General features: G+C 64.2%; 24 protein-coding genes. 14 read left to right on the forward strand and 10 right to left on the reverse strand.

All coding sequences use genetic code 11. The features are described 5' to 3' along the window. Positions 1 to 9: 9 nt before the first annotated feature. Complete coding sequence (locus EV580_RS05975) at positions 10 to 333, reverse strand: WhiB family transcriptional regulator (protein ID WP_286171461.1); 324 nt, start codon at positions 331 to 333, stop codon at positions 10 to 12. Positions 334 to 432: 99 nt separating this feature from the next. Here EV580_RS05975 and EV580_RS05980 point away from each other — a divergent pair, with 99 nt between their 5' ends. Both EV580_RS05980 and EV580_RS05985 read left to right on the forward strand, forming a co-directional pair. After that, on the forward strand, positions 433 to 855 hold the full coding sequence (locus EV580_RS05980) for a nitroreductase family deazaflavin-dependent oxidoreductase (protein ID WP_133690171.1): 423 nt from the start codon (positions 433 to 435) through the stop codon (positions 853 to 855). Between the two features lie 17 nt (positions 856 to 872). Further along, the gene (locus EV580_RS05985; protein ID WP_133690172.1) at positions 873 to 2,318 is read left to right on the forward strand and encodes an FAD-binding oxidoreductase; all 1,446 of its coding nucleotides are present in this window, start codon (positions 873 to 875) and stop codon (positions 2,316 to 2,318) included. Here EV580_RS05985 and EV580_RS05990 read toward each other — a convergent pair. Continuing rightward, positions 2,315 to 4,690 carry a cellulase family glycosylhydrolase gene (locus EV580_RS05990; RefSeq protein WP_255525616.1) on the reverse strand — a complete coding sequence of 792 codons (2,376 nt, stop codon included), beginning with the start codon at positions 4,688 to 4,690 and terminating at the stop codon, positions 2,315 to 2,317. The genes EV580_RS05985 and EV580_RS05990 overlap by 4 nt on opposite strands. A gap of 144 nt (positions 4,691 to 4,834) precedes the next feature. Between EV580_RS05990 and EV580_RS05995 the strand changes: the two genes are divergently transcribed. From EV580_RS05995 to EV580_RS06010, 4 genes are all read left to right on the forward strand, one after another. Further along, a complete protein-coding gene (locus EV580_RS05995) occupies positions 4,835 to 5,233 on the forward strand; it encodes a VOC family protein (protein ID WP_133690174.1) in 399 nt (132 codons plus the stop codon). A 75-nt stretch (positions 5,234 to 5,308) separates the two neighbouring features. Further along, the gene (locus tag EV580_RS06000; RefSeq protein WP_133690175.1) at positions 5,309 to 6,082 is read left to right on the forward strand and encodes a DUF5666 domain-containing protein; all 774 of its coding nucleotides are present in this window, start codon (positions 5,309 to 5,311) and stop codon (positions 6,080 to 6,082) included. A gap of 214 nt (positions 6,083 to 6,296) precedes the next feature. Then, positions 6,297 to 6,725, forward strand: a complete 429-nt coding sequence (locus EV580_RS06005) for a hypothetical protein (RefSeq protein WP_286171462.1) — start codon at positions 6,297 to 6,299, stop codon at positions 6,723 to 6,725. Between the two features lie 118 nt (positions 6,726 to 6,843). Continuing rightward, entirely contained in the window at positions 6,844 to 7,338 is a 495-nt protein-coding gene (locus EV580_RS06010; protein WP_286171463.1) for a hypothetical protein, read from the forward strand. 4 nt (positions 7,339 to 7,342) lie between these two features. On the opposite strand, the gene EV580_RS06015 is transcribed toward EV580_RS06010, so the two are convergent. Then, on the reverse strand, positions 7,343 to 7,729 hold the full coding sequence (locus EV580_RS06015) for a thiol-disulfide oxidoreductase DCC family protein (RefSeq protein WP_133690176.1): 387 nt from the start codon (positions 7,727 to 7,729) through the stop codon (positions 7,343 to 7,345). A 136-nt stretch (positions 7,730 to 7,865) separates the two neighbouring features. On the opposite strand from EV580_RS06015, the gene EV580_RS06020 reads away from it, so the two are divergent. Beyond that, positions 7,866 to 8,474, forward strand: a complete 609-nt coding sequence (locus EV580_RS06020; protein ID WP_133690177.1) for a hypothetical protein — start codon at positions 7,866 to 7,868, stop codon at positions 8,472 to 8,474. Between the two features lie 67 nt (positions 8,475 to 8,541). Here the strand turns inward: EV580_RS06020 and EV580_RS33640 are convergent, their stop codons facing one another. From EV580_RS33640 to EV580_RS06050, 6 genes are all read right to left on the reverse strand, one after another. Further along, positions 8,542 to 10,059 (reverse strand): hypothetical protein, encoded by a 1,518-nt coding sequence (locus EV580_RS33640; protein ID WP_183516088.1) that lies wholly within the window; start codon positions 10,057 to 10,059, stop codon positions 8,542 to 8,544. A 429-nt stretch (positions 10,060 to 10,488) separates the two neighbouring features. Beyond that, positions 10,489 to 11,814, reverse strand: a complete 1,326-nt coding sequence (locus EV580_RS06030; RefSeq protein ID WP_133690178.1) for an LLM class flavin-dependent oxidoreductase — start codon at positions 11,812 to 11,814, stop codon at positions 10,489 to 10,491. Beyond that, positions 11,811 to 12,152, reverse strand: coding sequence for a hypothetical protein (locus EV580_RS06035; protein ID WP_133690179.1), 342 nt, complete (start codon positions 12,150 to 12,152; stop codon positions 11,811 to 11,813). Before EV580_RS06035 ends, EV580_RS06030 begins: the two co-directional genes overlap by 4 nt. Positions 12,153 to 12,175: 23 nt before the next feature. Continuing rightward, positions 12,176 to 13,711, reverse strand: coding sequence for a sodium:solute symporter family protein (locus EV580_RS06040; RefSeq protein ID WP_133690180.1), 1,536 nt, complete (start codon positions 13,709 to 13,711; stop codon positions 12,176 to 12,178). 54 nt (positions 13,712 to 13,765) lie between these two features. Continuing rightward, positions 13,766 to 14,935 carry an LLM class flavin-dependent oxidoreductase gene (locus EV580_RS06045; RefSeq protein ID WP_133690181.1) on the reverse strand — a complete coding sequence of 390 codons (1,170 nt, stop codon included), beginning with the start codon at positions 14,933 to 14,935 and terminating at the stop codon, positions 13,766 to 13,768. Further along, complete coding sequence (locus EV580_RS06050; RefSeq protein WP_286171464.1) at positions 14,928 to 15,869, reverse strand: PLP-dependent cysteine synthase family protein; 942 nt, start codon at positions 15,867 to 15,869, stop codon at positions 14,928 to 14,930. The genes EV580_RS06045 and EV580_RS06050 overlap by 8 nt, the downstream gene beginning before the upstream one ends. A gap of 968 nt (positions 15,870 to 16,837) precedes the next feature. Here EV580_RS06050 and EV580_RS06055 point away from each other — a divergent pair. From EV580_RS06055 to EV580_RS06080, 6 genes are all read left to right on the forward strand, one after another. Next, a complete protein-coding gene (locus EV580_RS06055) occupies positions 16,838 to 17,149 on the forward strand; it encodes a hypothetical protein (protein ID WP_225509169.1) in 312 nt (103 codons plus the stop codon). A gap of 319 nt (positions 17,150 to 17,468) precedes the next feature. Continuing rightward, positions 17,469 to 18,092, forward strand: a complete 624-nt coding sequence (locus EV580_RS06060; protein WP_225509170.1) for a TetR/AcrR family transcriptional regulator — start codon at positions 17,469 to 17,471, stop codon at positions 18,090 to 18,092. A 58-nt stretch (positions 18,093 to 18,150) separates the two neighbouring features. Next, entirely contained in the window at positions 18,151 to 18,594 is a 444-nt protein-coding gene (locus EV580_RS06065) for a PaaI family thioesterase (RefSeq protein ID WP_036345885.1), read from the forward strand. After that, entirely contained in the window at positions 18,594 to 19,508 is a 915-nt protein-coding gene (locus EV580_RS06070) for an alpha/beta fold hydrolase (RefSeq protein WP_047329672.1), read from the forward strand. Before EV580_RS06065 ends, EV580_RS06070 begins: the two co-directional genes overlap by 1 nt. 355 nt (positions 19,509 to 19,863) lie before the next feature. Then, the gene (locus EV580_RS06075; protein ID WP_036339711.1) at positions 19,864 to 20,286 is read left to right on the forward strand and encodes a DUF6188 family protein; all 423 of its coding nucleotides are present in this window, start codon (positions 19,864 to 19,866) and stop codon (positions 20,284 to 20,286) included. A gap of 121 nt (positions 20,287 to 20,407) precedes the next feature. Then, the gene (locus tag EV580_RS06080) at positions 20,408 to 23,503 is read left to right on the forward strand and encodes an MMPL/RND family transporter (RefSeq protein WP_225509172.1); all 3,096 of its coding nucleotides are present in this window, start codon (positions 20,408 to 20,410) and stop codon (positions 23,501 to 23,503) included. 20 nt (positions 23,504 to 23,523) lie between these two features. On the opposite strand, the gene EV580_RS06085 is transcribed toward EV580_RS06080, so the two are convergent. Beyond that, the gene (locus EV580_RS06085) at positions 23,524 to 24,570 is read right to left on the reverse strand and encodes an AraC family transcriptional regulator (protein ID WP_036339713.1); all 1,047 of its coding nucleotides are present in this window, start codon (positions 24,568 to 24,570) and stop codon (positions 23,524 to 23,526) included. Positions 24,571 to 24,642: 72 nt separating this feature from the next. Here EV580_RS06085 and EV580_RS06090 point away from each other — a divergent pair, with 72 nt between their 5' ends. Continuing rightward, positions 24,643 to 25,965, forward strand: coding sequence for a cytochrome P450 (locus tag EV580_RS06090; protein ID WP_047329670.1), 1,323 nt, complete (start codon positions 24,643 to 24,645; stop codon positions 25,963 to 25,965). Positions 25,966 to 26,070 lie beyond the last annotated feature (105 nt).

A 26,070-nucleotide genomic window follows, 5' to 3' on the forward strand; every position in this document is an offset into this window, starting at 1 on the left:
GGCGCGCTTTCAGGCGCCCAGTGCACGTGAGCGCGCCGAAACTCCCGGCGTATGCGCTCGTACCCGCAGATCGCGTGCTCCCCGCTCGCTGGCAGTCGTCGCACCCCACACGCCGTACGGCTCGGGCGTATTCAACGCGTGCTCGAGGCAGCGGGGCCGCACCGGGCAGCTCCCGCAGATTCCCTTGGCTTGTTGTTCCAGCCGGCGGCGCTCGCCACGCGGACTGTCCTCGGGAAAGAACAATGAGCTCGGCTGGCCGACACAGTTGCCCGACGACTGCCATTCCCACTGCCAGACCGCCGGTTGCAAGGTATGCCGACCACTCAGATGCACGATCCCGATCATCGGCATCGGTCGCGCGCAACTGGAGGTATTGGATCGACGTGAATCTGAGCGCGGAATAGCTCCCGGTGCGCTGATGTTGAGCGAGCCATGACTGAACACGCCGAGTTGAGCCCCACCGATTGGGTGCGCGAGCAGACCGAACAGATCCTGAAGCAGGGCACCACCGACGGGGTCGAGGTATTGGACCGACCGATCGTCCTGTTCACCACCACCGGAGCCAAGTCCGGCAAGAAGCGCTACGTGCCGTTGATGCGCGTCGAGGAGAACGGCCGCTACGCGATGGTCGCCTCCAAGGGCGGTGACCCGGCACACCCGTCGTGGTACTTCAACGTCAAGAACAACCCGACGGTCACCGCTCAGGACGGCGACAAGGTCGTCACCCTGACCGCGCGCGAGGTGTCCGGCGACGAGCGTGCACATTGGTGGGACCTGGCCGTCGCGGCCTACCCGCCCTACGCCGAGTACCAGACCAAGACCTCCCGGTTGATCCCGGTTTTCGTCCTGGAATAGCCACTAGCATTCAGCGCATGTCGGGGGAGATTTCCCGCCAGGCGTTTGTGCGGCGTGCACTCGGCGGGTTGGCGGGCGCGGCGCTTCTGGGATCGTGCCGGTCGGTCACACCCGACGCGGTGTCGAGCCCGGCCCCACCGGACTGGACCGCACTGGGCAACCAGCTGGACGGCAGGCTGAGCCTGCCGTCCTCCGCGGACTACGCCACCGCCAAGGGCGTCTTCAACTCCCGGTTCGGCGGCTCCACCCCGGTAGCGGTAGTCGCCGCAACCTCGGTCGCCGACGTGCAGAAAGCGATAGCGTTCGCCGCGACAAACCACATCGGGATCAGTGCGCGCAGCGGCGGTCACTCCTACATCGGCGCATCCGCCCTCGACGGGACGCTGGTGATCGATCTGCGCGGGCTGCCCGGCGGGGTCACCACCGGCACGGGACCCGACGCGGTGACGGTGACACCGGCGACCGATCTGGACTCGGTGCAAACCCAGCTCGCGGCGAGCGGGCGGTCGATCCCGTCGGGCAGCTGCCCGACTGTCGGTGTTGCGGGACTGACGCTGGGCGGCGGGCTGGGTTCCGACGCCCGACGGTGCGGGTTGACGTGTGACGCGTTGACGTCGGCATCGCTGGTCTTGCCCAACGGCGAGGTGGTGACCGCATCCGCCGACGACCACGACGACGTGTTCTGGGCGCTGCGCGGCGGTGGCGGCGGCAACATCGGGGTCATTACGTCGCTGACGTTCCGCACCTTCCCCGCGACCGACCGCGATGTGGTCACACTCGCATTCCCGGTGGAAGCCGCCGGAGAGGCGATCGCCGGCTGGCATACCTGGCTCAGTGCGGCCGACCGAAACATCTGGGGCATGGTCAACATCACGGTCGGCGACGGTCCCGGCCGCTGCACCGTCATCCTGGCGACACCATCGGGCAGCGGCTCCGCCGTCGCCGGCGACATGCTGTCCACGGCAGGATTGTCGGCGTCGTCGAGCCGTACTCGCACGCTGAACCGCGTCGATTTCATCCACTATTTCGAGGGCGGCGACGCCGCCCGGGTTCCGCGAGCATTCGTCGCCGGTTCGGACATCGTCGGCGAGATGAGTCCGGCTGCAGCAGAATCCATCGTTACGGCAATGTCAGCATGGCCGCAGTCAGCGGGTTCGGCGACGGCGGTGGTCGAGTCCCTGTCGGGCGCGGTCGGTGATATCGGCCCAGCCAGCAGCGCATTCCCCTGGCGCGCCCAGGCGGCGTCGGTCCAGTGGTACACGGAGGCAGCATCCGACACGGCCAGCGCGTGGCTGACCGCCGCCCATCAGGCTTTGGGGGCGGCGTCGGCGGGCGGCTACATCAACTACCCGGAGGCTGGCGATCCCCTCTCCCGCTACCTGGGCCCTAACCTACAGCGGTTCAACACCATTCGGCAGAAGTACGATCCGACCGGATTGATGCGGTCCGGCATCGGCGGCTAGGCGGCGGGACTCACGACGACCTGGACGGCCGTCGCACCCGGGTCCGAGGCGATGACCAACCGGGCGGCATTGGCGGCCGAGACGACATGCCCGCCGGTGACGGTCACCTGATAACCGTTCGGATACTGCACCTCGGGCACCGAGATCGTACTGAGCGACCCGGCGGCGAAGCTACCCGAACCGTCGACTTTCGCTGTGGAGTAACCGAATTCGAAGGTTCCATCGGTGAACGACCAGACGCTCGGGGTACCAGACACCACCTGCGGGTACGGCGATGACAGGATCGCCAGGTTGCCGGCATTCACATTGTCGCCGGTTGGGTCCTTGGTGGGGTCGTACACCAGCGCCTCCACATCCGGCGATCCGGTGATGTCACCGACACCCGTGTACGCCCACTCCGCCCAGCCCATCAGATAACGGTCAGCGGAGCGGATCGTCTTGGTGAGCGTCGGCGCATCACTGGTGGCGCCGAACTCGTTCATAAGCGCCGGGATGTTGTGCTGCTTCGAATAATTCTCGGCCTGAACGGCAAGCGTGTCGACGATCTTCGTGCAGAGCACGCCGCCGATCGGACCACAGTAATTGTGGAACGCCAGAACGATATTCGGATCAGTGACGTGCCCCAGCAGGGCTACCGGCAGACCGAGCAGAGTGGGAACTTCCGTCACCGCCGGATTCGGCGGTTCCAGGTACAGCGCGGTCGTCGCATCGACGGACCGGATCGCCGCCGCCACCTGGTTGTACATCGGGGTCAGCTGTTGCGTCGCGAAGAACGAGCCGCCCAGAAGAGCGACCGGATACGTCGAGCCCGCCATGGGCTCGTTCATGATGTCGTAGCCGATGACGGCCGAGTTGCCGTTGAAGTAGGTCGCGACGTGCTGCCAGACCAGCGCGTAATTGTCCTGCAGCCCGATACCGTTCGGCGCATCGGCGTTGCCCCAGAAGGCATCCCAGGCGTGATGCAGAGCGGCGTTGACGTAGTAGTTGCCGGGGAATCCGGAGTTCTTATTGGGCCGGCCACCGCTGTAGGAGGCCCACTCGGGCGCACCTTCGCCGTAATAGGTGCTGCTGTAGAGATCCTGGTGCATGTCGATGATGGTGTAGATCCCGTGATCAGCCAACATCTGCACGGTCTGCTGGATCGAGTCGAGGTAGGCGGTGTCGATCACCCCGGGCTGCGGCTCGACGCCGGCCCAGATCACGCCCAACCGCACGACGTTGAATCCGTTGTCCGCCAAGAACTGTGCATCAGCTTCATTGAAGCCACTGGCAGAGGGTTCGTACGGCGCGAGCTTGTACACCTCGTTGAGACCGTGCAGGATCACGACCTGCCCATCGCTGGTGGTCAGCCAGGTGCCCACACTGGACACGGGCGGCAATGATCCGCTCGGCGCGGTCGCGGCAGCCGTGGCACCGGAATTGCCCACCGCGCCATGGTTACCCAGCCAGCCGGCCGTTCCGCCGGCACCGCCGAGCGCAGGCAGGCCCGTCGCGACACCGCCGACGTTGCTCTTGCCGGCGTCGCCCCCATCGCCCCCGCTGCCCAAGAACTCGGCGCCGTTACCGCCGTTACCGCCCCGGCCACCGTCGGAACCGTCACCGCCGGCGCCGCCGTGGCCACCGATGCCGAATACCAGCCCGGCCCCGTCGCCGCCCGCACCGCCGACCCCGCCGGCCGCACCCGCAGCGCCGGCGCCACCAGCCCCGCCATCGCCGCCGATGCCCATCAACCGACCGCCGGCACCGCCGTCGCCTCCGGCAGCACCAGCTCCACCGCCACCGCCGGCCCCGCCGTTGCCGAACGCTCCGGCCGCACCGCCGTTGCCGCCGACGACCCCGTCCTCGGTGCTGTGCCAGCCGGCGCCGCCGTCGCCGAGAAGCCACCCGCCGGCGCCGCCGTCGTGGTGCTGCTCTGTGCCGGGCGCGCCGTTGCCGATGACATACGACCTCGCCGCTTTGTTGATGAAATCGTCGACCTGCCTGCCGACCTCACTGACAATCCAGGCCTGCACAACGGCGTGTAGTGGGGTGTAGACCGCCTGCTGCACCACCGCGGTCAAGTTCGGGGGTGCCGTGATCTGCGCAGCGACGGCGGATGCCGGCGTCGAACGCGCGGTGGTCCGAGTCGTCGACCTCGGGGTCGCTGATTTCTGGGTCGGTGTCTTCTGGGTCGGTGTCTTCGGCTTTGCGCCGGCGGGTGCCTTTGCGGCCCGCGGGCCCGCGTGGCCGCCGGCCGATGCGGACGTGGAGTGCCCCGAGGCAGAGCCATCAGCGTCCGCCCACGCAACCGCGCTCGCCGAGGCCACAGCCGCGCCGATTCCCAGTGCGATGGCCAAACCGCCGACCCGGCCGATATGAGCGGACGCGTTCATAGATTTGTGTATACGGGACTCGCTATGCGGTGGAGTCGATTTCCGGTACATCGACCGCGCGTGTTTGCCGGCGACCATCACACAGCAGCACGGAAGGCGCCAACTCCTATTGCAACTCGATCGGGAGGGGTTGCACGATGACTCATGCTCGGGCATCTGGGGATCAACGTCACTGATCTGGCTGCGGCCAGGACCTACTACAACGAGCTGATGCCCGTGGTCGGGTTCGAGCTGTTCCTCGACGATCACGACCAGTTCGCCTTCCGCCCCGCCGCGGGCAAGCCGGGGACCTATCTGTTCTTCTACCCGGCCGGTGACTCAGCGCCGTACGCACGCGACCGCGCCGGGTTGCAGCACCTGGCTTTCATGGTCAAATCCCGCTCGGCGGTACGGGACGTTCACCGCCTGGTGCAAACCCTCGGCGGCGAGATAGTGCATGAGCCGCAAGTGTTTCCGCAGTATCCGCCGCCCTATTTCGCGACCTTCTGGCTCGATCCGTTCGGCTTGATGCTCGAAGCCGTCTGCCATCACGACCGTGAGTGAGCCGCCGCGGCCACGCACAGCAGTCTCATCATCGCCATAAAGCCCAATCCCAGTTCGACAGCCGACTGTGAAGCCATGACTCTTCCTGTTCCGGCCTCATCGATGCGGCGCGGGTACGCGCTGCCCGTCCTCGTCGGCATCACCGATCTGTCGATAGCTGCCTGCGGTTCGTCATCCACCACCTCGAGTTCGTCGCCGCAATCCGCGACATCGGGAACGACCAGCGCGGCCGCGCCGACCACATCGGGATCATCACCGGCCGCCAAGGGCGGCGGCAAAGATCATGCGGCCGGACTGATCACGTCGGTCACCGGCAGCACCCTCACTCTGAGCAACGACAATGCCAACTCCACGGTCGGCTTCTCCTCGGCGACGAAAGTCTCCGAGCTGACCCCGGCCGCCCTCACCGACGTGACGGTCGGCAGCTGCGTATCCGTGCGGCCGGCGCGGGGCCCCAGTCCCGCCCCGGACGGCTCAGTGACGGCGGCCGCCGTCATGGTCAGCACATCGCGGGACGGCCAGTGCTTCCCCAACGCTCGTCCATCCGCCGGCTCCCCCACCCCGGCCCCGCCCAGTGGGCGTCCGGGTCACGGTGGCCTGCGCGGGACGGTGAGCTCGGTTGGTGACAACACCTTGGTCGTGACGACGGCTGGCGGAAACGCGCCGGCCAATGTCGGCCTGTCCGGCACCACGACCTACACCAAGCGGGCCCCCGCCGACGTTCAGGCGATCGCCCAGGGCAAGTGCCTGACCGCGCGGGGCACCACCGACGGCAATGGCACCTTGCAGGCCGACGTGATCAGCCTGCGGCCCGCTGACAACGGCAACTGTCCGTCGATGCGGCACTAGCAGGCCGGCCGGCGACGGAAATTTAGAGTAGTCGACTACTCGTTTCCAGCGGCGACGGCGACTGTACGGTGTCGCGCGGGGGAAGACCGGTCTGGCGACACGACGAGGTGCCCTTATAGCGACGGAGAGCTCGACGCACTTGCGGCTGCTTGCCAGCATCGATCCCCGGCTATGGGATGTTCTGTTTCCTCCACAACCCAAGTGGGGCGAGGTCGTGCCCGCCGGATCCGTGGCGTCCCCTGCCGAACCGTGGGGTACTGAACGCAGTGACTTTCAGCTCGAAGTTCAGATCGCGGTTCGCGATCTGACCCGCCGAATCGTTGACGCCGCCGCTGCCGCAAGTACGCAGGGTGGTGACGGTGCCGCCGTGATCGCGAGCGCGGTCGACGAGTGGGTCAGCGTCGATGACGGTGATGGCATCGGGTTGGTACCGATCAAGCTCTTCTTTCCGCCATTGTGGTGGGTCGACCTACCCCGGCCCTCGCGGGCGAATGATCTGGTCGACGTGGTTCCCGCATTTGCAGCGGCGGCCTGGTCGTTCTTGGTGATCGCCGAAACGATCCGCGATCCATCGCTGAACAACGCGATTCACGAAGCGATCGAGAGCATCCTCGGCAGAGCCGAGCGCTCGCTGCATCATTGAGCACTCGTTCCAACGAGTGCTACGGGTAGTCAGATCGGGTAGCGCCTTACTCACCGCGACCGGGTGCGATCGCCGTACGTTGGCGTCAGGTATCAGTCTGATGAGACGGGGGCTTCTGATGGCGATCGAAAGTTCGACGCTCATGCGGCTGTTGGCAAGCATCGATCCCCGACTGTGGGAGGTCCTGTTTCCACCGCAGCCACCCTGGGTTGGCAAGGGCCACGGCACCATTCACGATCCGTGGAACGACGTCCAGCTACAGGTTCAGATCGCGACTCGCGATGTCGCCCGCCGGATCGTAGAGGCCGCGGCCGCCGTCAGGGCACAAGGGGGTGACGGCGCCGCGGTCATCAAGCGGTCGGTCGATGAGTGGGTGCAGGTCGACGACGGCGATGGCACCGGCACGATCCCCCGCTTCTTCCCAGCACCGTGGCCCTACGACCCGCCACGACCGCCGCGTCCGAATGAGTTGGTCGACCTAGCTCCGGCATTCGCGGCAGCCGCCTGGTCGTTCTCGACGTTCGGGGCCACGGTTCGCGATCCGTCCCTTCAGCAAGCCATCGGTGCGGCCGTCGACACGATCATCGACGCGGCTGCAAGCCTGCAACGGTGAATGCCTAAGCGGCCGTGCAACGTTGAGGGTCCGATTCGCAGAGCGGTGTGACCCCGCGAAAGCGATACCGATGCGCAGCAACCCACCGATAGACCATCTCTTGGACAGGACCTACGCCCGGGATGCCGTAGGCGACAAGCGGTAACCGCGTACCCAACGCCGTCGAGATTGCGGCATTGACCGCCTTCGCGCCCTCGAATACGGCCCCGGACGAGTCCAGCCACCAGGAGCTCTGCAGCAACCGTTCGGCATCGACGCCGACCCGCTCACGCACGCCGGGAGCCTGCATCGGTTCGGTCGCAAGACGTCCCGTTCGGTTGAGTCGCAGCAGCCCGTTGCGCGCCCGGGTACACATCCCGCAGTTTCCATCGAAGACAAAGACGCCGTTCATGTACCCATTGTGCTCCTGAGATCAGCGGACTGGCAGCAGAGTCACAGCCAACTGATTACCATCCGCTGGTGCCCATAATTGACGAGATCGTCGATACCGTCGGATCTGGTTCCCCGCGAAGGGATGCCCCGTTGACATGAACCCTGCTGATTCCTTCTGGCTCGGCCATACCGTCGTCTACACACTCGGCCTATGGGTGCTGTGCGCTGTTGTCGGTGCGGCGATCAGCAAGAACTGGAAGAACCGCGGGGTCGCCGAAGGGTTGGTACTCGGCGGCCTGCTCGGCATCCTCGGCGTGGCGATTGCGGCGTGCCTGCCCAAGCAGCTTCCGCCGGCACCCCCGGGCATGATCGCGGTGCAATGCCCGCGTTGCAACGCCGTCCAGAACGTGCCGATGGGTCAGCCGCAATACCAGTGCTGGCAGTGCCACACATCGACTCCCACGCCGGGCTCCTACCTCGAATTCGATGCACTGGCCAATCGCGAAGCGGCACGGCAGACTTCAGCCACCCGCAAGGTGCGGTGCTTCAATTGCAAAACAGTGCAGACGGTTCCAGATCTCCCCATGGCGCACTGCAGTGAATGCGGCAGCGTGATGAAGCTGGCCGATCGCAAAGCACCACCACAGAGCGCACCCACGCGCACGGTGCGTTGCTTCAACTGCAAATCAGTGCAGGCCGTTCCAGACCTTCCCATGGCCGACTGCAGCGAATGTGGAAGCGTGATGAAGCTTTCAAATCGATAGCAGAGCAACGGAATTGGTGGCTCCGACGCGGACCGGAGCCACCAATCCCTGCTAGTACGGTCTCCCCCTATTGACCGTTCTGCCCGTTGGCTCCGTTGGTGGTCGTGCCCGTGCCGCCCTTGCCGCCGACACCGGGCCGGCTGCCGACCAAGCCGCCGCCACTGCCGCCGTTGCCACCCTTGCCACCGGTGCCGACGCCGGTGACCGACGTACCCTTGCCGCCGGTTCCGCCGGGGCCGCCGGAGCCGGTGTACGCACCGCCACCGCCGCCGTTGCCGCCCAGACCACCAGTTCCGTTGCCGCTCACCGATGTACCGTTGCCGGCGGTGCCGCCCTTGCCACCGTTACCGGCGAACGAACCACCCCGGCCGGCATTGCCGCCGTCGCCGCCGACACCGTTGCCGGTGGTAGCCGTGCCGCTGCCACCCGTGCCGCCGTTGCCGCCGTTACCGCCGAAACCGGACGCCGCGCCCCGGCCGCCGGTGCCGCCGGTAGCATCTCCGGTCGCCGAGATCACCGAACCGCCGGAGCCGCCGGAGCCGCCGTAACCGATGGCCCCGGACACGCCGCCATCGCCACCGTTGCCGCCGGTTGCATCGCCGACCGCAACGAGGTTGGAGCTGCCGTCACCGCCGTTACCGCCGTTGCCGTAGAACTGGCCACCGGTTCCGCCGTTACCGCCGTTGTAGGCGGTCCCGAGCACGGGGTCGACGTTGGCATTGCCGCCGTTGCCGCCGTTGCCGACGCCACCGGAATTGCCGCCGTCCCCGCCAGCCCCGCCGAGAATGCTTCCGTCGCCGCCGTTTCCGCCGTTGCCGTAGAAGCCACCGTTGCCGCCCTTGCCGCCGTCGGCGATGGCGAGCGGGTTGCCGGCACCGCCGTCGCCGCCGTTACCGTAGATCAGGCCGCCGTTACCGCCATTGCCACCAACGACACTGGTGCCACCGTTGCCGACCAGCCCTGCGTTGCCGCCGTTGCCGTTGACCAGCGCGTTGCCGCCGCTGCCCAAGAACAACCCGCCGTTGCCGCCGTTGCCGGCGAGCACCGCGTTGCCACCGTTACCGATGAACCCCGCATTGCCGCCGTTGCCGCCGGCCAGGCTGTCTCCGCCGAAGCCGTAGAACAGGCCACCGTTGCCGCCGTTCTGGCCGGGAAGCACGCCGGCCGCACCGTTGCCGATCAGAAATCCGCCGTCCTGACCGGGAAGCACGCCGTTACCGACCAATCCGGCCGTGAACACCAGCGTGAGCGGATTGGCCAGGATCGGCGTGATGAAGGTGTTGAAGGCCACCAATGGGTCGAGGCCGGGGACGCCGGGCGCGGCATTCGCTTGGAGGAGTGCTTGCGTGACAGCACCGGCCCCCGAGTCTCCGACCAGTGACGCGGCCGGCAAGGCACTGCACAACTGCGCGAGAGTGCAAGCCGGCGCAGCAGGTGCAGCCGACGCAGTCGCCGCGCCGAATGCACCGGATACCCCGGCCGTCAAGGCGGCACCGACCATCACTCCGCCGGCAGCCCTTTTGGCCACCATCGCCCGCCTGACTTCTACTTTTTGGTGTTTGCCAATCGTCTTTGATTTGGACATGGTTGATTCCCTCCAGAGTCCGGATCCCCCGATCCGGTGATAGATGCACTGATCGATGTGTGATAGCTGGAGACAAAGTAGTTGCCAGCTAGGCAGATTGGACCCCCGGCCACAGTGGCTACGCCTCAACCACTGCGATCAGTACAGAAACTCCGTATGTGCAGGCCCACGCCCGACTCGTGACGTCCACCTAAGCTCTTCAGAAGCGGACAAGCACGACCGTAACAGTTAGCTACGGAATGAAGACGAATATTGCGTCAATAATTTTGAACAATAATTTGACGTATACGTCCATTATTTGGCGATATTAGCCCTCAACCATATATCGACTTATTTGCATCGTTAATTAACACCGCAAATGCTGTCAATCTGCTGTGGACGGTCGCGGGCTCGCCATGCGGTAATCCGCGCGGGCCCAGCGCAATTGGGTCAGTACTCCTGCAGGCTCTCTCGCAGGGTCGTGCCGGGATAGCGGGTGCGGTACCGACCGCGTCGCTGCAACTCGGGCACGAGTAGCTCGGTCACGTCGTTGAAGCAACCGGGTGTGTCGGTGGCTAGGAGCATGAAGCCGTTGCACCCACCGTCGTCGAGATACTGCTCCATCTGGTCAGCGACATCTGACGGCGTGCCGACCGCAACCGGGGCGCCCATCGACACCCCGTAGATCTGAGCCGCCTCGCGGACGGTGACCGGTGCCCCGTCCTTGGCTTCGAGGATCGCATCGAACAACCCGCGGATTCCCTGCACGTCGGCGTCGACGACGTTGTCGTCGAGACCGAGCGTCGAGAAGTCGAAACCGGTATGCCCGGAGAGAATTCCGAGTGCGCTCTCGATCTGTACGTTCTCGACGAACTCGGCGTACTTGTCGTTGGCCCGCGACTTGTCACGGTCGATGATCGTCTGCAGGCCGTAGATCAGCTTGACCGACTCCGGGTCGCGGCCGTGGTCGTCGGCGCGCGTGCGGATGTCGTCGGCGTAGGCCCGCATGCTTTTGGGCGTGGGGAAGATGCCGAACACGGATTCGGCATGCTTGGAAGCGAATTCACGGCCCTGGTCCGAGGAACCCGCCTGCCAGAGCACCGGGCGCTTCTGCGGCGACGGCGCGACGAAGTGTCTGCCCTTCGACTTGAAGAACTGTCCCTGGAAATCGATCTCGCGGACCTTCGACGGGTCGGCGAAGATCCCGTTCTCCCTGTCGTAGACGATCGCGTCGTCATCCCAGGAATCCCATAGCTGGTAGAGGATCTCCATGTACTCCTCGACCACCTCGTAGCGCTTGTCACGCGGCGTGAGATTGTCCTTGCCCATCGCCTGGAACTCGCTCTTGGAGTAGGACGTCACGATGTTCCAGCCCACGCGGCCACCGGTCAGGTGATCGAGCGACGACAGGTGACGCGCCATCATGTACGGCGGCACAAACGATGTCGACAGTGTGATGCCGATCCCCAGGTGCTTGGTGAATGCCCCGACGATCGGCACCAGTGTGGCCGGCTCGTGCACCGGACACTGGCCCGCATACTTCACGACGGGATCGGAGTTGCCCTTGTACGTGGTGTACGGCGCGAGCTCGTCGGCGATGAACATCGCGTCGAACAATCCACGCTCCATGATGCGGCCGAGGTCGCGCCAGTATTCGGGCCGCGACCAGTGGTAGCCGACCTTGTCGCGGGGGTGCGCCCACATCGTCGATGCGTGATTCATCACGCCGTGCTGGACGAAACCCAGCAGGTGAGCTTTTCTCTTGTCCTGCGTCACTTCACAATCCCAACCCGGTCGCCACGCAGCTCGATGACAAAGGCCACGATGACCGCCGCGGCGGTGCCGAGGCCGCTGAACGCCAGCACGTACCAGAAGGCGCCGCTGTACGAGGCGATGACGAGTAGCACAAGCGATGTCAGTACAGCGACGGTCGCCTTCCAGGTGAAGCCGGGAACCAGCGCCACCTCGGACGCGTCGAGTTCACGATCGAGTTCGTCGATACCGGTGCCGGCGGCCAGCTCTCGCCGGATGCGCAGGAAGCTCAAGCCGCCGACGATGAGGTAGACGACGGCCAGCACCGCGCCGATGGCCGCGCCGATGTAAAAGAGAGTCACGAGAATGCCTTTCGCGTGGTCGACTACTGCTGGCCGGCCAGCTCGGCGGCGGCCGTTTTCTTTGCCGCCGTTGCGGCGTCACGTTCGAGAAGGGCCGCCGTACCGTCGGCCAGGGTCGCGAAATCGAACCGGGTGTTGGCGCGAAGGCTGACCACCACCGACACGATCGCCGATGCCGCGATCAATCCGATGATCCCGAACAGCGGTCCGTAGGTGGGCCCGAGCGTCTCGCGCAGCGGACCACCGACGAGGATGCCCGCCAACACGCCGGCGACGTAACCGGTTCCCGTCATGCGCGACCAGAAGATGCTGAGGGTGACCGGGATGAGCAGGCTGGTGCCGTAGAAGTACACCGTGGTCACCAGGTTCACATAGTCGATGCCGGTGAGCACGACGCCGCCTGCGATGGCCGCCGCCACGATCATGCTCGTCTTGGTGATGGTGAGCAGCGTGCGCTCGGATACCTTGGGCCAGTAGCGGTGCACGATGTCCACGGCGACCAGCGAGGTCACACCCGAGAGGGCTCCGTCGATGGCCGCGAAGCACGCGTTGACGACCACCAGGGTGTAGAGCGCGATGATGAACACCGGCAAACCCAGGCTGGCAATGACGTGCGGTCCGATCGCACCCGCACCCAGCGATCCCAGCTGTGCCGGCGTCACGCCGTAGGCGACACCGATGAAACCGAGCAGGCCGAGCGCCAACGGAATCGGGTAGAACCACACCCCCGCCCAGAGGAAGCTGCGGCCGAGGTCCTTGGGGCGGATGGCCCACACCCGCTGCCAGAACGACTGATCGGCGATGACGTTGGTCAGCAGCCCGAGCGCCAGGGCAAGGCCGAAGCTGGCGGCGGTGACCGGATCGAACGGATTCAGGTGCTGGTCTTCGAGGGCTTGGACCTTGTCGAAGACGAGTTCGGCACCACCTGCCTTCGCCAGGGCGAACAGCACCACGACGGAGGAGCCGACGCCCAGCAGCAGCGTATTCAAGGTTCCGGTGACCGCGGAGGTCGTCAGCCCGCCGAAGTAGGAGTACACGGTCACGACGATGATGCCGGTGACCACGATGCTGAACGGTGAGAGCCCGAAGATCTTGTTCATGATCAGCACCAGGCCGGCGAGGTTGATCATGATGACCCCGAGCAGGGCGCCGATAAGGAAAACCAGTGTCGCCACGCTGCTGATCGAGTTCTGGAAGCGCGCGCGGATGAACTCCGCGAGCGTGTAGCCCGACGGCATCTTCTGCCGCAGTTTCAGGGCGAACGGCACCATGATGATCACCGCGAGCCCGTTCGGCACGATGAACCAGACCAGCCCCGAGGTACCCCAGGTGTAGGCCTGAGCCGAAGACAGCATGACGGCCATCGACCACGTCCACACCGAGATGAGCGAGGCGACACCGAACCCGAATCCGAGGAGCCGGCCAGAGATCACGAAGTTGTGCGTGGTCTTGACCGCCCCTTTGACCGCCAGCGCGATGAGCAGCAAGACGATGCCGGGACCGAAGAGCAGCGCATATCCCAATGCGCCTGACTGCTGTATGAATTCGAGGTTGGGCATATCGATGGCTCCTTGACGAGTGTGAGGGGTTGCAGCGCTACCGAGCGCGGAAATTCATTGGACGACAGCCGGTTTCCAGCCCAGCTCCGGCGCGATGTCCTCGGCGAACAGGCGCAGCCGCTCGACGTCGAGGTCCGCTCCGGCGGTGCCCTCCCGCACCGACGGGAACAGTCCGGTCGTGGGGAAGAAATCGGTCACAAAACCGAACAGGGCGGGATCGTCCTGCAGCTGCTGCACGATCTCTCGCGCAGAACCGGTGCGTGCCACCGTCTTCAGGTACTCCCTGGGCGACGCGGCCCCCAGTTGCGGGAACCTGTCCGCAAGGCCTCGTTGCGTGGACGCGACGTGCGCATCGAGCGCTTCGGCCACCGCATCCGCACTCTCACCGTGATAGGTGAATCTCTGTGCACCTATTCGCGCGTCATCGAGATTGCCGTTGAGCGCTGCCCACTCTTCGAGGTAGCCGACGATGTACGGGAGCTGATGGTGAATGACATGGTCGTGGAACGCGCCGATCATCAGACCGTTGCCGTTTCGTGCGATCTTGCGCGCCCTGTCCTCGCTGCTCGCGGTCTGCCACAGCCGGCGCCGCAGCGTCGGCGCGTTCGGGAAGAGACGCTTCGGGTCTTGGTCGGCGGTCGCCTGTTGCCCGGCAACGGAATCCGATGCACTGAGCCGCGCCTGAGCCGTAGGAGCGGGGTTGGTCGCCTTGACGAAATCGGTACAGGGTCGCTGTTCCAGCAGATGCTGCAGTGTGGCGAGATGGCGGTCGAACAACTCGTGCCGTTCCGCGAAATCGACACCGAACGTGGTGAACGCCTGTAGATCTCCCCTGGCTCCGCCCAATCCGACCTGGACCCGGCCGCCGGAGATCTCGTCGAGTACCGACAGGTCCTCGGCGAGCCTGATCGGGTGTTCGAACGGCAGCGCGATCACCGCGGTGCCGAGCTGGATCCGCGTGGTCCTCGCCGCGGCGGCCGCCAGAACGACCAGCGGCGACGGAACACTGCCGTCCTCGGGACTGAAGTGATGCTGCCCGATCCAGACGCTGTCGTAGCCGATCTCCTCGGCGGCGACGATGGTCTCCACGAGTTCGTCGTACGTCCTGCGCGCAGTCCTATCGGCAGGGCCGGGCACCTGGGTGAAGAATCCCAGGCTGAACTGCTTACCCGGTTGACGCAGGCGTGCAGCCCGCTCGTCGAGCGTGTGCACCTGTTCAGACATCGGTACGACGTACTCCGTTCTCGTCGAACGCTTCCTGGAACAGGTAGCTCGAGATGTAGCGGTCGGCGGAATCCGGAATGAGCGCGACGATCGTGCGGAGCGACGGGTCCCGACGTTCGGCGATCTGCCGGGCCGCGGCGACCGCGGCTCCGCCGCTGACGCCTGCGGAGATCCCGGCGTACCTGGCGAGATCGCGCGCGGTGGTTGCCGCATCCTTCTCGGTGACCCGCAGGATCTCGTCGACCACCTCGTCGGCGAAGTTCGGACTCTTGAAGTTGGGCCCCAGACCGTAGATCGTGTGCGGGTTGAACTCCTCGCCGCTGAGTACCGCGGAATTGTCCGGTTCCACCGCGAAAATCTTGATCCCCGGATTCTTCTCCTTCAGAAACGTACCGACTCCGCTGATCGTCCCGCCCGAGCCGACACCGAGGATCGCGGCGTCGATCTCGCCTGCGGTGTCCTCCCAGATTTCGGGTCCCGTTGTCTGTCGGTGTATTTCGCGGTTGATGGGGATGATGAACTGATTGACGAAGAACGCGCCCGGTGTCCTCGCTGCGATTCGCTCCGCCTCCTCCACCGAGCCTCGCACGCCGTCGGCCTTCGGGGTCAGCACGAGCTCGGCACCGAGGTTCTGGATGTAGACCTTGCGCTCGTAGCTCGTGTCCTCGTAGATGACGATCACGACGCGGTATCCGCGGCTGGCTCCTGCCGCCGCGAGCCCGATGCCGAGGTTGCCACTGCTCGCGGCGACGATCGTGCCTCCCGGGCTGAGCTGCCCGTTCTTCTCCGCGAAGTCGATGGCGCCGATGGACAGCCGATCCTTCACGCTCGCAGTTGGATTGAGGAACTCGAGCTTCACGAGGAGCTCTGTGTTCTCGAGGGTGAAGTGATGGTTCAGCCGCACGAGCGGGGTGTTCCCCACCGTCTGTGTCACATCGTCGAGGATTCTTTTTCGACCGGTCGCCAGTGTCATCTCATGTATCCGTAGTTGTCGTCATGGAGCGCATCGCCAATGCGTATGCGGGACTCCGGTTTAGGAGTTATCGGGTCGCACTGAGTAGAGGCGTCAGCGCGGCTGAGCCTCGGGTGTCGTCAGGTGGAATCAGCCCTCGGTCGAACGTCGTCGTTAGGAGAGAGGGCAATACGTCTGATTAGGCAAAGTACCGACGGGCGGCAAGCCGCGGAAGAGTTAATTGCACTGCGAACGAAAAGGCGTGAGCTGCCACGCGCCGACCTAGGCCACAGACCTCGCGACCGTGCGGTCTCATGCGCACCACGCCGCCGTCCGCGTATCACACCGCACATTCGACGAACAGCAACCTCGTCCGCAAACCAGAAACCCGCCTCGACCGAAGTCGGAGCGGGTTTCCAAAAGTGGAGCTAAGGGGACTCGAACCCCTGACCCCCACACTGCCAGGAGCGGGCAGAGTCCGTGACCAGGCACGATAGGTCGCAAGTTGTCGTGTAGGGGACGTCGTTGAGGCAGCAACTGTCGTCAGCGTTGTCGTCAAAACTGTCGTCACTCGCCTCGTAAAAGCGGTGCCACTAACGGGCCGCTCCCCATGCGGCCGTCCTGTCGCTGCGATCGGTTGTGTCAAGGGTGGCGAAGCCACGACGAAGTCGCGCCGAAGGCGCTCTTTACTCGGCCGATCAGCGGGCCAGACACTTCGGAAATGGAGGGTGGCAGCCGACCAGCTGCGCGTCGCGACCGCCGCCGGGGTCTCGTGACAACAGGCGTCTCGGCGTCGGTGGGCAAAGGTCGGCTTACGGGGCGATTGCCGCTTCAGACCGCTGCTTATGGGCCCAGAAAAACGCTGGGTGAGCTCTTAGGCTCGATTGATGGCTTCCTCACCGCTTCCTTCCGGTGCTCGTAGCGGCCGTCCAGCCCGGTGGCGACGTTGGATGCTCGAGGGGCTGTACAGTTTCGACCGCCGCGCAATCGCAGACTGGACAAGCCTGATGTCCAGCAACCTCCAGCGCCCTCAAGGCGCGGCGCCGACCGCGACCACCCGCTACATCGTGGACCTCATTCATTACACGACCGATCTCCGATATGCAGCACGGGTGCTGGCGGCACACGGTCATCCAGCCGGCCGCGCCTCGCTGGCCGATGCCGCGCTTGACTTCAATTCAGCATTAGATGGGCTTTGCGCCGCCCGCGACAAACTGCTGAAAGTTGTTTCCGCTGAACAGGTTACCGACACCGACGGCTAGGCGAGGTCGCATCTAAGCGGCCCGTGTTACGTAGGACCACGCGACCCCCGGGAAGCGGCGGTGGCACGTTTTCGCAGTTCAGCAGCAGTTGTAATGGTTTCAGGGCAGCTCGTGACATTGACGGACGCGCACGCCGTTCGGCATCGCGCAAGCCGTTTGGCCCCAAAGTGGTCCCAGCAGAGAACGGTGCCGCGAACAACCACGCTCGTGGTCAGGCGGGGCCCCTCTCAGGGGCCCAGGAGTGCCTTTATCTGAGACAGATTAGAAACTCTGTTGCATAGTTGATCGCGTAGTGCTGAGTCGTGTGCATACTGATCACGTGGCGACAAAGTCATTGCGCTGGGGCGCGTCCGCTGCGGCGGATGGGAGATCAGGGCGCGACCGATTGCTCGACGCCGCTGAGCGCTGCCTTGAGGTGCAGGGTCTCGCAGGCACCACTATGGAGGACATCGCCAGAAATGCCGGTGTGTCACGGGCGACGGTTTACCGGTACTTCGCGAGTCGCGAGGCCGTGATCTCTGGGGTCATCATTCGCGCCACCGAAGAATACCTACGCCGGATGGAACCGCGGTTGTCCGGCCATAGTGACTTAGGTTCTGCGATCGTTGATTTCATCGATCACACTGTGATTGCGGCCCGCCGAAGGCCCATCATCGGCGTCCTATTCGGCAGCGATCGTGAACTCGCGGGTGTGGGCCTTGCCGAGGGAACATCGACCATGCTTTTCGAACTCGTCACCGAGTTTCTTCGGCCTCTCTTCGCGACGCACTGGAACCAGTTGGCGCCCGGGGTCTCCGTTGATGACGCCGCGGAATGGATACTTCGCACCGTGCTGAGTCTGCTCACCGTTCGTGGCCCAAGGGATCGAAGCAGAGACGGACTGCGCACCTATCTGCAACGTCTTCTTCTACCCGCAATCGTCTCTGGCCAAGACGCAACGTGATGTAACAAGTCAGGCGTAGTGTCTCAAACACCAGCCCCCACACCGAGGAGAGGTGAACATGTCCGCGAACTTCGCCGCATTCGACGCGCAGGTCGCCAACCAGTTAAAAGGGGCGGCGTTGACGGCCGGCGGCCTGGCTGGCTACTTAGGATTTCGTCATACCGATTTCTTAGCGGGACGCCTCGTCGTCGAGATGGACGCCCGGGACGACTTAAAGACGCCCTTCGGCTCGTTGCACGGTGGCTGTCTGTCGGCGCTCGTTGACCACTGTCTCGGCGTCGTGTTCTATCCCGTCATTCCTGCCGGATCCTGGGTTGCGACCACCGAATTCAAGCTGAACCTACTCCGACCGGTGTCCAGCGGCACGTGCGTCGCGGTAGCCGAGATCATCTCGCTCGGGAAGAGCAGCGGTGTCGCGAGAATCGATATTACCAACGACGGGCGGGCTGTGTGCGCTGCCCAGGGCACTGTGACTGTTGTGGGCCAGAAGGCGGCCTCGTGATGTCCCCCGGGCTCGGCAGGCGGCGCAGGGTAAGACCTGTCCTCCAGCGAGTGCCCACCACCGACGGAGTCTCCTTGGCGGTCGACCTGTATCCGTGCGCGAAGCCGCGGGCAGCCGTATTGCTGCTACACGGAGGAGGCCAAAGCCGTCATGCGTGGGATGCGACAGCGCAGCGCTTACACGCACGCGGCTACCTCGCGGCGGCCTACGATGCGCGCGGACACGGGGATAGTGACTGGGACCCGGATGGCCGCTATGACCTTGATCGACTCGGCGGCGACCTGCTCGCGGTGCGTTCGCACGCGGCAGGTGGGCACCCTGTTGTGGCCATTGGAGCTTCCCTCGGCGGTCTGACGATCCTGGGCACTCACCTACTCGCATCACCTGACCTGTGGGACGCCGTGGTGCTGGTGGACATCACTCCACGCATGGAGATGCAGGGCGCACGGCGCGTCGTCGCATTCATGGCGGCGCACCCCGACGGTTTCGCCGATCTTGAGTCTGCCGCCGAGGTTATCGCCGCGTACAACCCACACAGATCGAAGCCAAGCAGCCTCGACGGACTACGGAAGGTCTTGCAGCAGCGCGCCGACGACCGTTGGGTATGGCGGTGGGATCCGGCCTTTGTGGCGTCGAATTTTGGCTTCCTGCAAGGTAATCCAGATGAGGGCGCAGCGGAGTTCGACCGGATGAGCATGGTGTTGATCGACGGCGCACGGCAGGTATCTGCTCCTACGCTTCTTGTGCGGGGGCTGTTGTCGGACGTGGTGTCGGAGGAGACAGTGAACGACTTCGTCGACCTCGTGCCGCACGCGCGCACGGTGGACGTGACCGACGCTGGTCACATGATCGCTGGAGACGACAACGACGCGTTCTCCGAAGCCGTCATCGATTTCCTCGACGAGGTTGTCTAAATCGAGCTAGAGGGAGAGCTTGTCCCGGGCACGTTCAAGCTCGGCCGGGTCGTGGCATGCAGTCACCAGGACACGCGACGCCCAGGGGCGCGTGCTGATGTAAGCGACGGTCGGCCAGGTCACGAGAATGCCGAACGCCAATAGCGCGGTCGCTGCGGGATCCGACAAGGAACGCACCCCTTGACGAATGGTCCCCAACGACTCGTTTGCTCGAAGTTGCCCGCCGTGCCCGTCGCAGCAAAATGCACAGCACCACCGCCGCACCCACGAGCTGCAAAATAGGACCTTCTGGTATCGCTCCGATACTAGCAGTACCATAAATACAACACATCGGAGTGTTGAACAGGAGACCGACATGCATACGCAGTGGATCGAACAGCGCACCGTCCAGCGAGTTTCGTTGCGAGAAGGCCTGGTTCTGAGTCTCGACGACTACAACGAACTCGTCATCGCGCGGCCCATGAGGCTGACCTTGCCGGCGATCGGGTCGCATCCGTCCGAAGAAGTGCTTATCGATCCCGCCCGGGTGTCGGCTCAGGAGCGTCCACTACTCGATTTGGCCGGCGCAGTGTGCACACGGGCCTGGTGCGATGACGAGGGGGCGCTGCATTTGGGCTTCTCCCGCGGGCATTGCATCGATGTCGATCCCGACAGCCACGAGACGGCGTGGGAGCTGTACGGCAAACGGCATGGCTACATGGCTTGCCTCCCGCATGGACGTGTGCGCGTCGTTCGCCATGACCTGGTCGATGACGAAACTGACGGTGCTGCAAATTGATTCGATGATTCGGAGCCGGGTTGCCGAGATAGCCGCCGTTTGCCCGGGGGTCGCGCGGGCAAATAGGAAACCGTTAGTATCGGTGCTATACCGATAGTTCCACTCTTGAGGGGGCGTGACGGTGGCTGATGATGTCCACGGTGTCGGGACCGTTTCTCGACGCGTCCGTCTTGCCGACCCCGCAGCGTCGCCGGAATACAGTGCGCGGCTGGCCAGGCTTGCCGCCTTCACGGTTCACCACAAGGCGCTCGTGATCGGTGGGTGGCTCGCCATTGCAGTGGTGCTAGCGCTGTTGTTCCCACAGCTCGAAACCGTTGTGCGGCGACAGTCGGTCGACCTCATTCCCCGGGACGTGCCGTCATTTCAGACTGTTGACCGCATGAGCGCTGCGTTCGGCGAGCAAGGGTCGAAGACGATGCTGTTCGTCGCCATGGAAAGCCCCGCTGGGCTGACGCAGCAGGCGCGGGATCGATACTCGAGGCTCGTCGAGCGCCTTCGAGCCGATCACGCCCACGTGCTGCTGGTGCAGGACTTGCTGGCCGATCCCGTGATGAAGGCACAAGCCGTCAGCGCAGACGGCAAAGCGTGGTTCCTACCGGTGGGGGTGGCCGGGACTCTGGGTGATCCCACTGCAGCGGAATCGGTGCAGGCAGTCCGCGCCACCGCCCAACGCGCCTTCGACGGGTCGGACATCACCGTCCGCGTGACCGGTCCCCCGGCAACCTTCAGTGACCAAATCGCTTCTGCCGAACACGATTTGCTGTTCATCTCGATCGCAACGGCCGGGTTGATCGCGTTGATCCTGCTGATGGTCTACCGGTCGTTGTTTACCGCGTTATTGCCCTTGCTAGTCATCGGGCTGAGTCTGGCCGTCGGCCGTGGTGTCTTGTCCGCATTCGGGCAGCTGGGCATGCCGGTTTCGCAGTTCACCGTGGCATTCATGACCGCGATCCTTCTCGGCGCAGGAACCGATTACACAGTCTTTTTGATCAGCCGGTACCACGAACAGCGGCGCGCCGGTACCCCTGCCGATCTCGCTGTCATTCACGCGACGGCCAGCATCGGACGAGTGATCTTCGCGTCGGCAGCTACTGTCGCCCTGGCTTTTCTGGCCATGGTCTTCGCCACGCTGAGCGTGTTCGCCGGATTGGGACCAGCGTGCGCGGTTGCCGTACTTGTGGGCTTCCTGGCTACGGTGACACTGTTGCCGCCAGTGTTGGCGTTGGCGGCCCGACGCGGTATCGGTGAACCCAAGCCCGACCGCACCCGCCGGTACTGGAACAGCGTCGCTGTGGCGGTCGTGCGTCACCCTCGGCCGTTGCTCGTTGCTAGCTTGATGATCCTCCTGGCTCTTTCCGGTGCAGCTGCCACGATGAAGATCAGCTACGACGACCGAAAAGGACAACCTCCCACCACGGCTAGCAATGAGGGCTACCAGCTCCTCGACCGACACTTTCGCAAAGACGTCGTCATCACCGAGTTCCTAGTGGTCGAAAACCCCGTCGACATGCGCACCGGGAAAGGGCTGGCCGACCTCGACGAAATGGCATCGCGCATCTCCCAGATCCCCGGCGTGGTCAAGATATCCGGAGTCACCCGTCCGGCAGGCACCCGCCTTGACCAAGCGCAATTATCGTGGCAGAACAGGCAAATCGGCGACAAGATGGCCGGTGCCGTCGCCGATGGCAATTCCCGCCGCGATGACCTCGCCAAGCTCACCGATGGAGCCAACCAACTGGCCAACGGACTCGCGCAGCTCGACACATCTGTACGGACCGCACTGAAACCATTAGGCCCAGTGCTCACCCAAGCACAGTCCGCCGGCCAGGACTTCCAACGGTTTGCCCCACTTCTGCACCAACTCTCAGCGACCAGCCCCAGTATCGACAACGCAATACAAGCCGGCCCAGGCATCCGCCCGCTGGCCGAACGCACACAAGGCGCCATCGACACCCTGAACCCGCTCGTCGACCTGCTCAATGGGTCACCCTGGTGCGTCACAACTCCCCAATGCGCTCAAATCCGCGACCAGGTCCAGATCCTGGTTGCTCTGAGAAACAACGGATTCTTCTCCCAGGTCGCCGCGCTGGGTGACCGCTACGACCCCGCCACCAACGCCACCGTAACCGGCACCATCGCCGACGTTCAGACTGCCGTCAATGCCATGAACAAGGCATTCGGCGCGCTGGGAAAGCCCGCCGATCTCGCGGCCAACATCACCCGGCTACAAGACGGCATCAGCCAGCTCGCCTCCGGTTCCCGCGCGCTGGCCGATGGGGTAAAGACGCTGGCGGACAGCAATATTGAGATGCTATCCGGTATGAGCCAAATCGCCACCCAGCTTCAGAACTCGTCTCGCGCGTCCGCGGGTTCGGATGCCGCGTCCGGCTTCTACCTGCCCGCAGACGCCTTTGCGAACCGCCAATTCGCCGACGTCGCAAAGCAGTTCCTGTCACCCGATGGGAAAACGGCGCGATTCGCAGTGGAGACCAGCAACGATCCCTACAGCGTCGAAGCGATGGACCTTGCCCGCCAGATGACCCAAGTCGCCGATGGAGCCAGGCCGAACACCTCGCTGGCGAACGCCACGATCTCTGTCGCCGGCTTCCCCGCGGTCAATTCTGATATCCAGCGTCTGCTCTCGTCCGACTTCATCCAACTTGCCATCGCCACCCTGGTCATCGTTGGACTCATCCTGGTGGTGCTACTGCGCGCGCTCGTGGCACCGCTGTATCTCCTTGGCACCGTGGTGCTGAACTACCTCGCCTCACTCGGCATCGGAGTCATCGTTTTCCAATGGATACTCGGTCATGAAATCGCCTGGCCTGTACCGCTATTAGCCTTCATCATTCTGGTGGCAGTCGGTGCCGACTACAACATGTTACTGGTATCGCGACTGCGGGAGGAGAGCGGCAGCAATCTGCGTATCGGCGTTCTACGGACGGTCGCCACCACAGGCTCGGTCATCACCTCCGCCGGCCTGATCTTCGCCGCGAGCATGTTCGGCTTGATGATCGGCTCGGTCGCGATCATGATCGAGACCGGCCTCATCATTGGCTGCGGACTGCTGTTGGATACTTTCCTGGTCCGGACGCTGACCGTACCCGCCATCGCTACTTTGCTGCGCGAACGGAGCTGGTGGCCACAACGTCTCGCCACTAGACCAAGGACTGCGGCACCGTCGCGATACCGCCCGACAGTCGACGTCGGCGCGTGAGCATGCAGCTTGCCCTCACATCACGTTTGAGCCGTTGACCGCCCACGGCGCTTGGACTCACTGGGTGGGCGCCCATTCCACCGAATATGGGCTCGAGTGAATGCGGCCGTCTCCGAATAGCCAAGTCGGCGTGCAGTTTCCTCGACAGTGAGTCCCGAACTCAACAGCTCGGCGGCCAGCGCTGCGCGAACCTCGTCTGCGAGTGCGCGGTAGCTGGTTCCCTCTCCCGCCAAGTGACGGTGCAACGTGCGATCGGTGATGCAGAGTTCCCTCGCGATGGTCGCCATGGATGGGATCTGGGTCGAATCTTGGATCATCCGCATCCGCACCCAGGCTGATATGCCACGACGGGTTCGTCGACGGTTCAATAACTCCTCGCACTGGCGGATACAGATCGCCGCAGTCTGGGGATCTGGCGCGGGCATCGGTTGGCTCACCAGATCAGCGGGGACAATCAGGGCGTTGCGCACCGCGTTCTCCACAGTGACCGTCACGTTGTCGATCTCCACCAGACTTGCCGGCAGCTGCAGATCCGCCACCTCCAGTCGCATCGCGATCGGCGCGTCAACGCCACGCATGAGCGGCGGCAAGATCTGCAGGAACATTGCAAAATCGCGTTCGAGCAGAAACCTCCGCACATCGGGAGGAACCTGGGCGTTATCAAGACCGATGACCGCTTCGGTGTTGTTGAGTTCTGGTGCGGCCAGACTCAGGTAGACGGTACTGAGTGCGGCGTACCGGCAGGCGACGTCTATCGCGTCCCCAACGGTTGGACTCGAAATCAGTGCATAACCCAGAATGCCCATGTCGGCGAAGGTGTAGCGCGCACCGGTTTCCGTACCCAGTCCCGGTTGATCGCCGAGTCGGCCGATCAGGTTGCGAATCATCGTCAGTTCCTGACTCGCATGCATCTCGCTGGTCGGGTCCCTCAACCCCTGCGACGTGAGTCCTGTTCCAGACAAACAGATTTCAGGATTGAGGCCGTGGTGTACCGCGGTCTCCAAGATGTGTCGACCCGGCGCCGAGGAGCGCGCCACGTCCCACACCGGGGCCATCGGACTAGGCATGTGTCTGAAAATATCAAATGTCTGTCTGATTCTGTCATTATCGAGCCATTGCGACCGGCCTAACGTCATGTTATGTCGACGGATCTTCTACGGCCCCCACCACGCGCGGTGCTTTCTGCAACTCGCAGCTCCGTCACTGATCTGTGGCGTCCGGTTGCGACAGGGGCTTACCGCGATCTACGGCGCCCACGCACTGCATCGGCGCCGAAGTCGGTGCCACGAACCACATTCGATCCGACGCTCGCCGAGAACATCGCCGACCCCTATCCCGAGCTGCTGCGCATTCGTGAGCATCCGGTGGTCGTCAACGAGCGGCTCGGCGTCTGGATGATGGGGCGCTACGAGGACGTGCACAAGGCCGTTCGCAACAATGAGGTGTTCTCGTCGAGGGACGGCATCATGCTGCGGTCGTTTGTCACCAGTGCTGTACTCACCACAGACCCACCCGATCACACCCGCCTGCGGCATCTGACCGCGCCCATGTTCAGCAAGCGTTCGGTACAGACTCTGGCCACAGATATTCGCGCGTTGTCCGATGAGGCGATCAGGCCACTGCGAGACGGCGACGTCATTGACATGGTCGCGGCGCTGACGATCCCCATGCCCATCAACGTCATTGCCACAATCTTGGGTATTCCCCATCCTCAGTGGCCGGCCTTTCGCACCGTATCCAACAAGTTCGCGAGACTATTCGGACCGCGGTCGGTGCACGAGGTCATGCGATACGTCGGTTCGCTACTTCAGTCCTACGTGCAGATGCGCAGCTTCATAGACGTCGAGATGGGCCGGCGGTCCAGCACGTCGGCAGACGATCTCTTGGGTTGGTTGCAGGCAGCCAAAGAATCCGGCGAGCTCAGCGATCAGGAAGCTTTCTTCTACGCGCTCATCCTTCTGGTCGCCGGCAACGAGACCACTACAAACCTGTTGGGCATGCTGCTCGTCAGGCTCGCCGAGGACCGCGAGTTCTTCCTGACGTTGAAAGCCGACCGCAGCCTGCTTCGCCCGGCGGTCGAGGAGACCGCGCGTTGGGGCTCGCCGGTGCAGTGGGTCACCAGAACCGCTACCGCGCCCTATCGGATCGGCGACACGGTAATCCCTAAGGGCGCAAAGGCGTTGCTCTTCTATGCCTCGGCGAACCGAGACCCGGCGAAGTTCAGCGACCCCGATCGGTTCGACCCTCATCGCGACACGACCGGGCACCTGGCATTCGGCCATGGACTTCACTTTTGTCTGGGCGCTCATCTCGCACGACTCGAAGTGATCACAGCGGTGGACCATCTGCTGGACGAACTCGACGGCCTGGAGCTTGCTGGACCCGTGCGCTGGGGTACCAATCCTTCACTGCGAGGACCTGTTTCGATTCCCTTACGCGTCCGGCGAGGAAGCGCTTCCTGAGCGACTGCATGCCGCCCCAATGTCGCTGTCTCCCAGTTCCATCGGAATATGACGATTCTATGTATCGAGGCCGCTGAGCGCCGCTTCGACGTAGTCGTGGACCGG

The organism is Mycobacterium sp. BK086 (genome assembly GCA_004362315.1).
In the GTDB taxonomy this organism is placed as follows: Bacteria; Actinomycetota; Actinomycetes; order Mycobacteriales; family Mycobacteriaceae; genus Mycobacterium.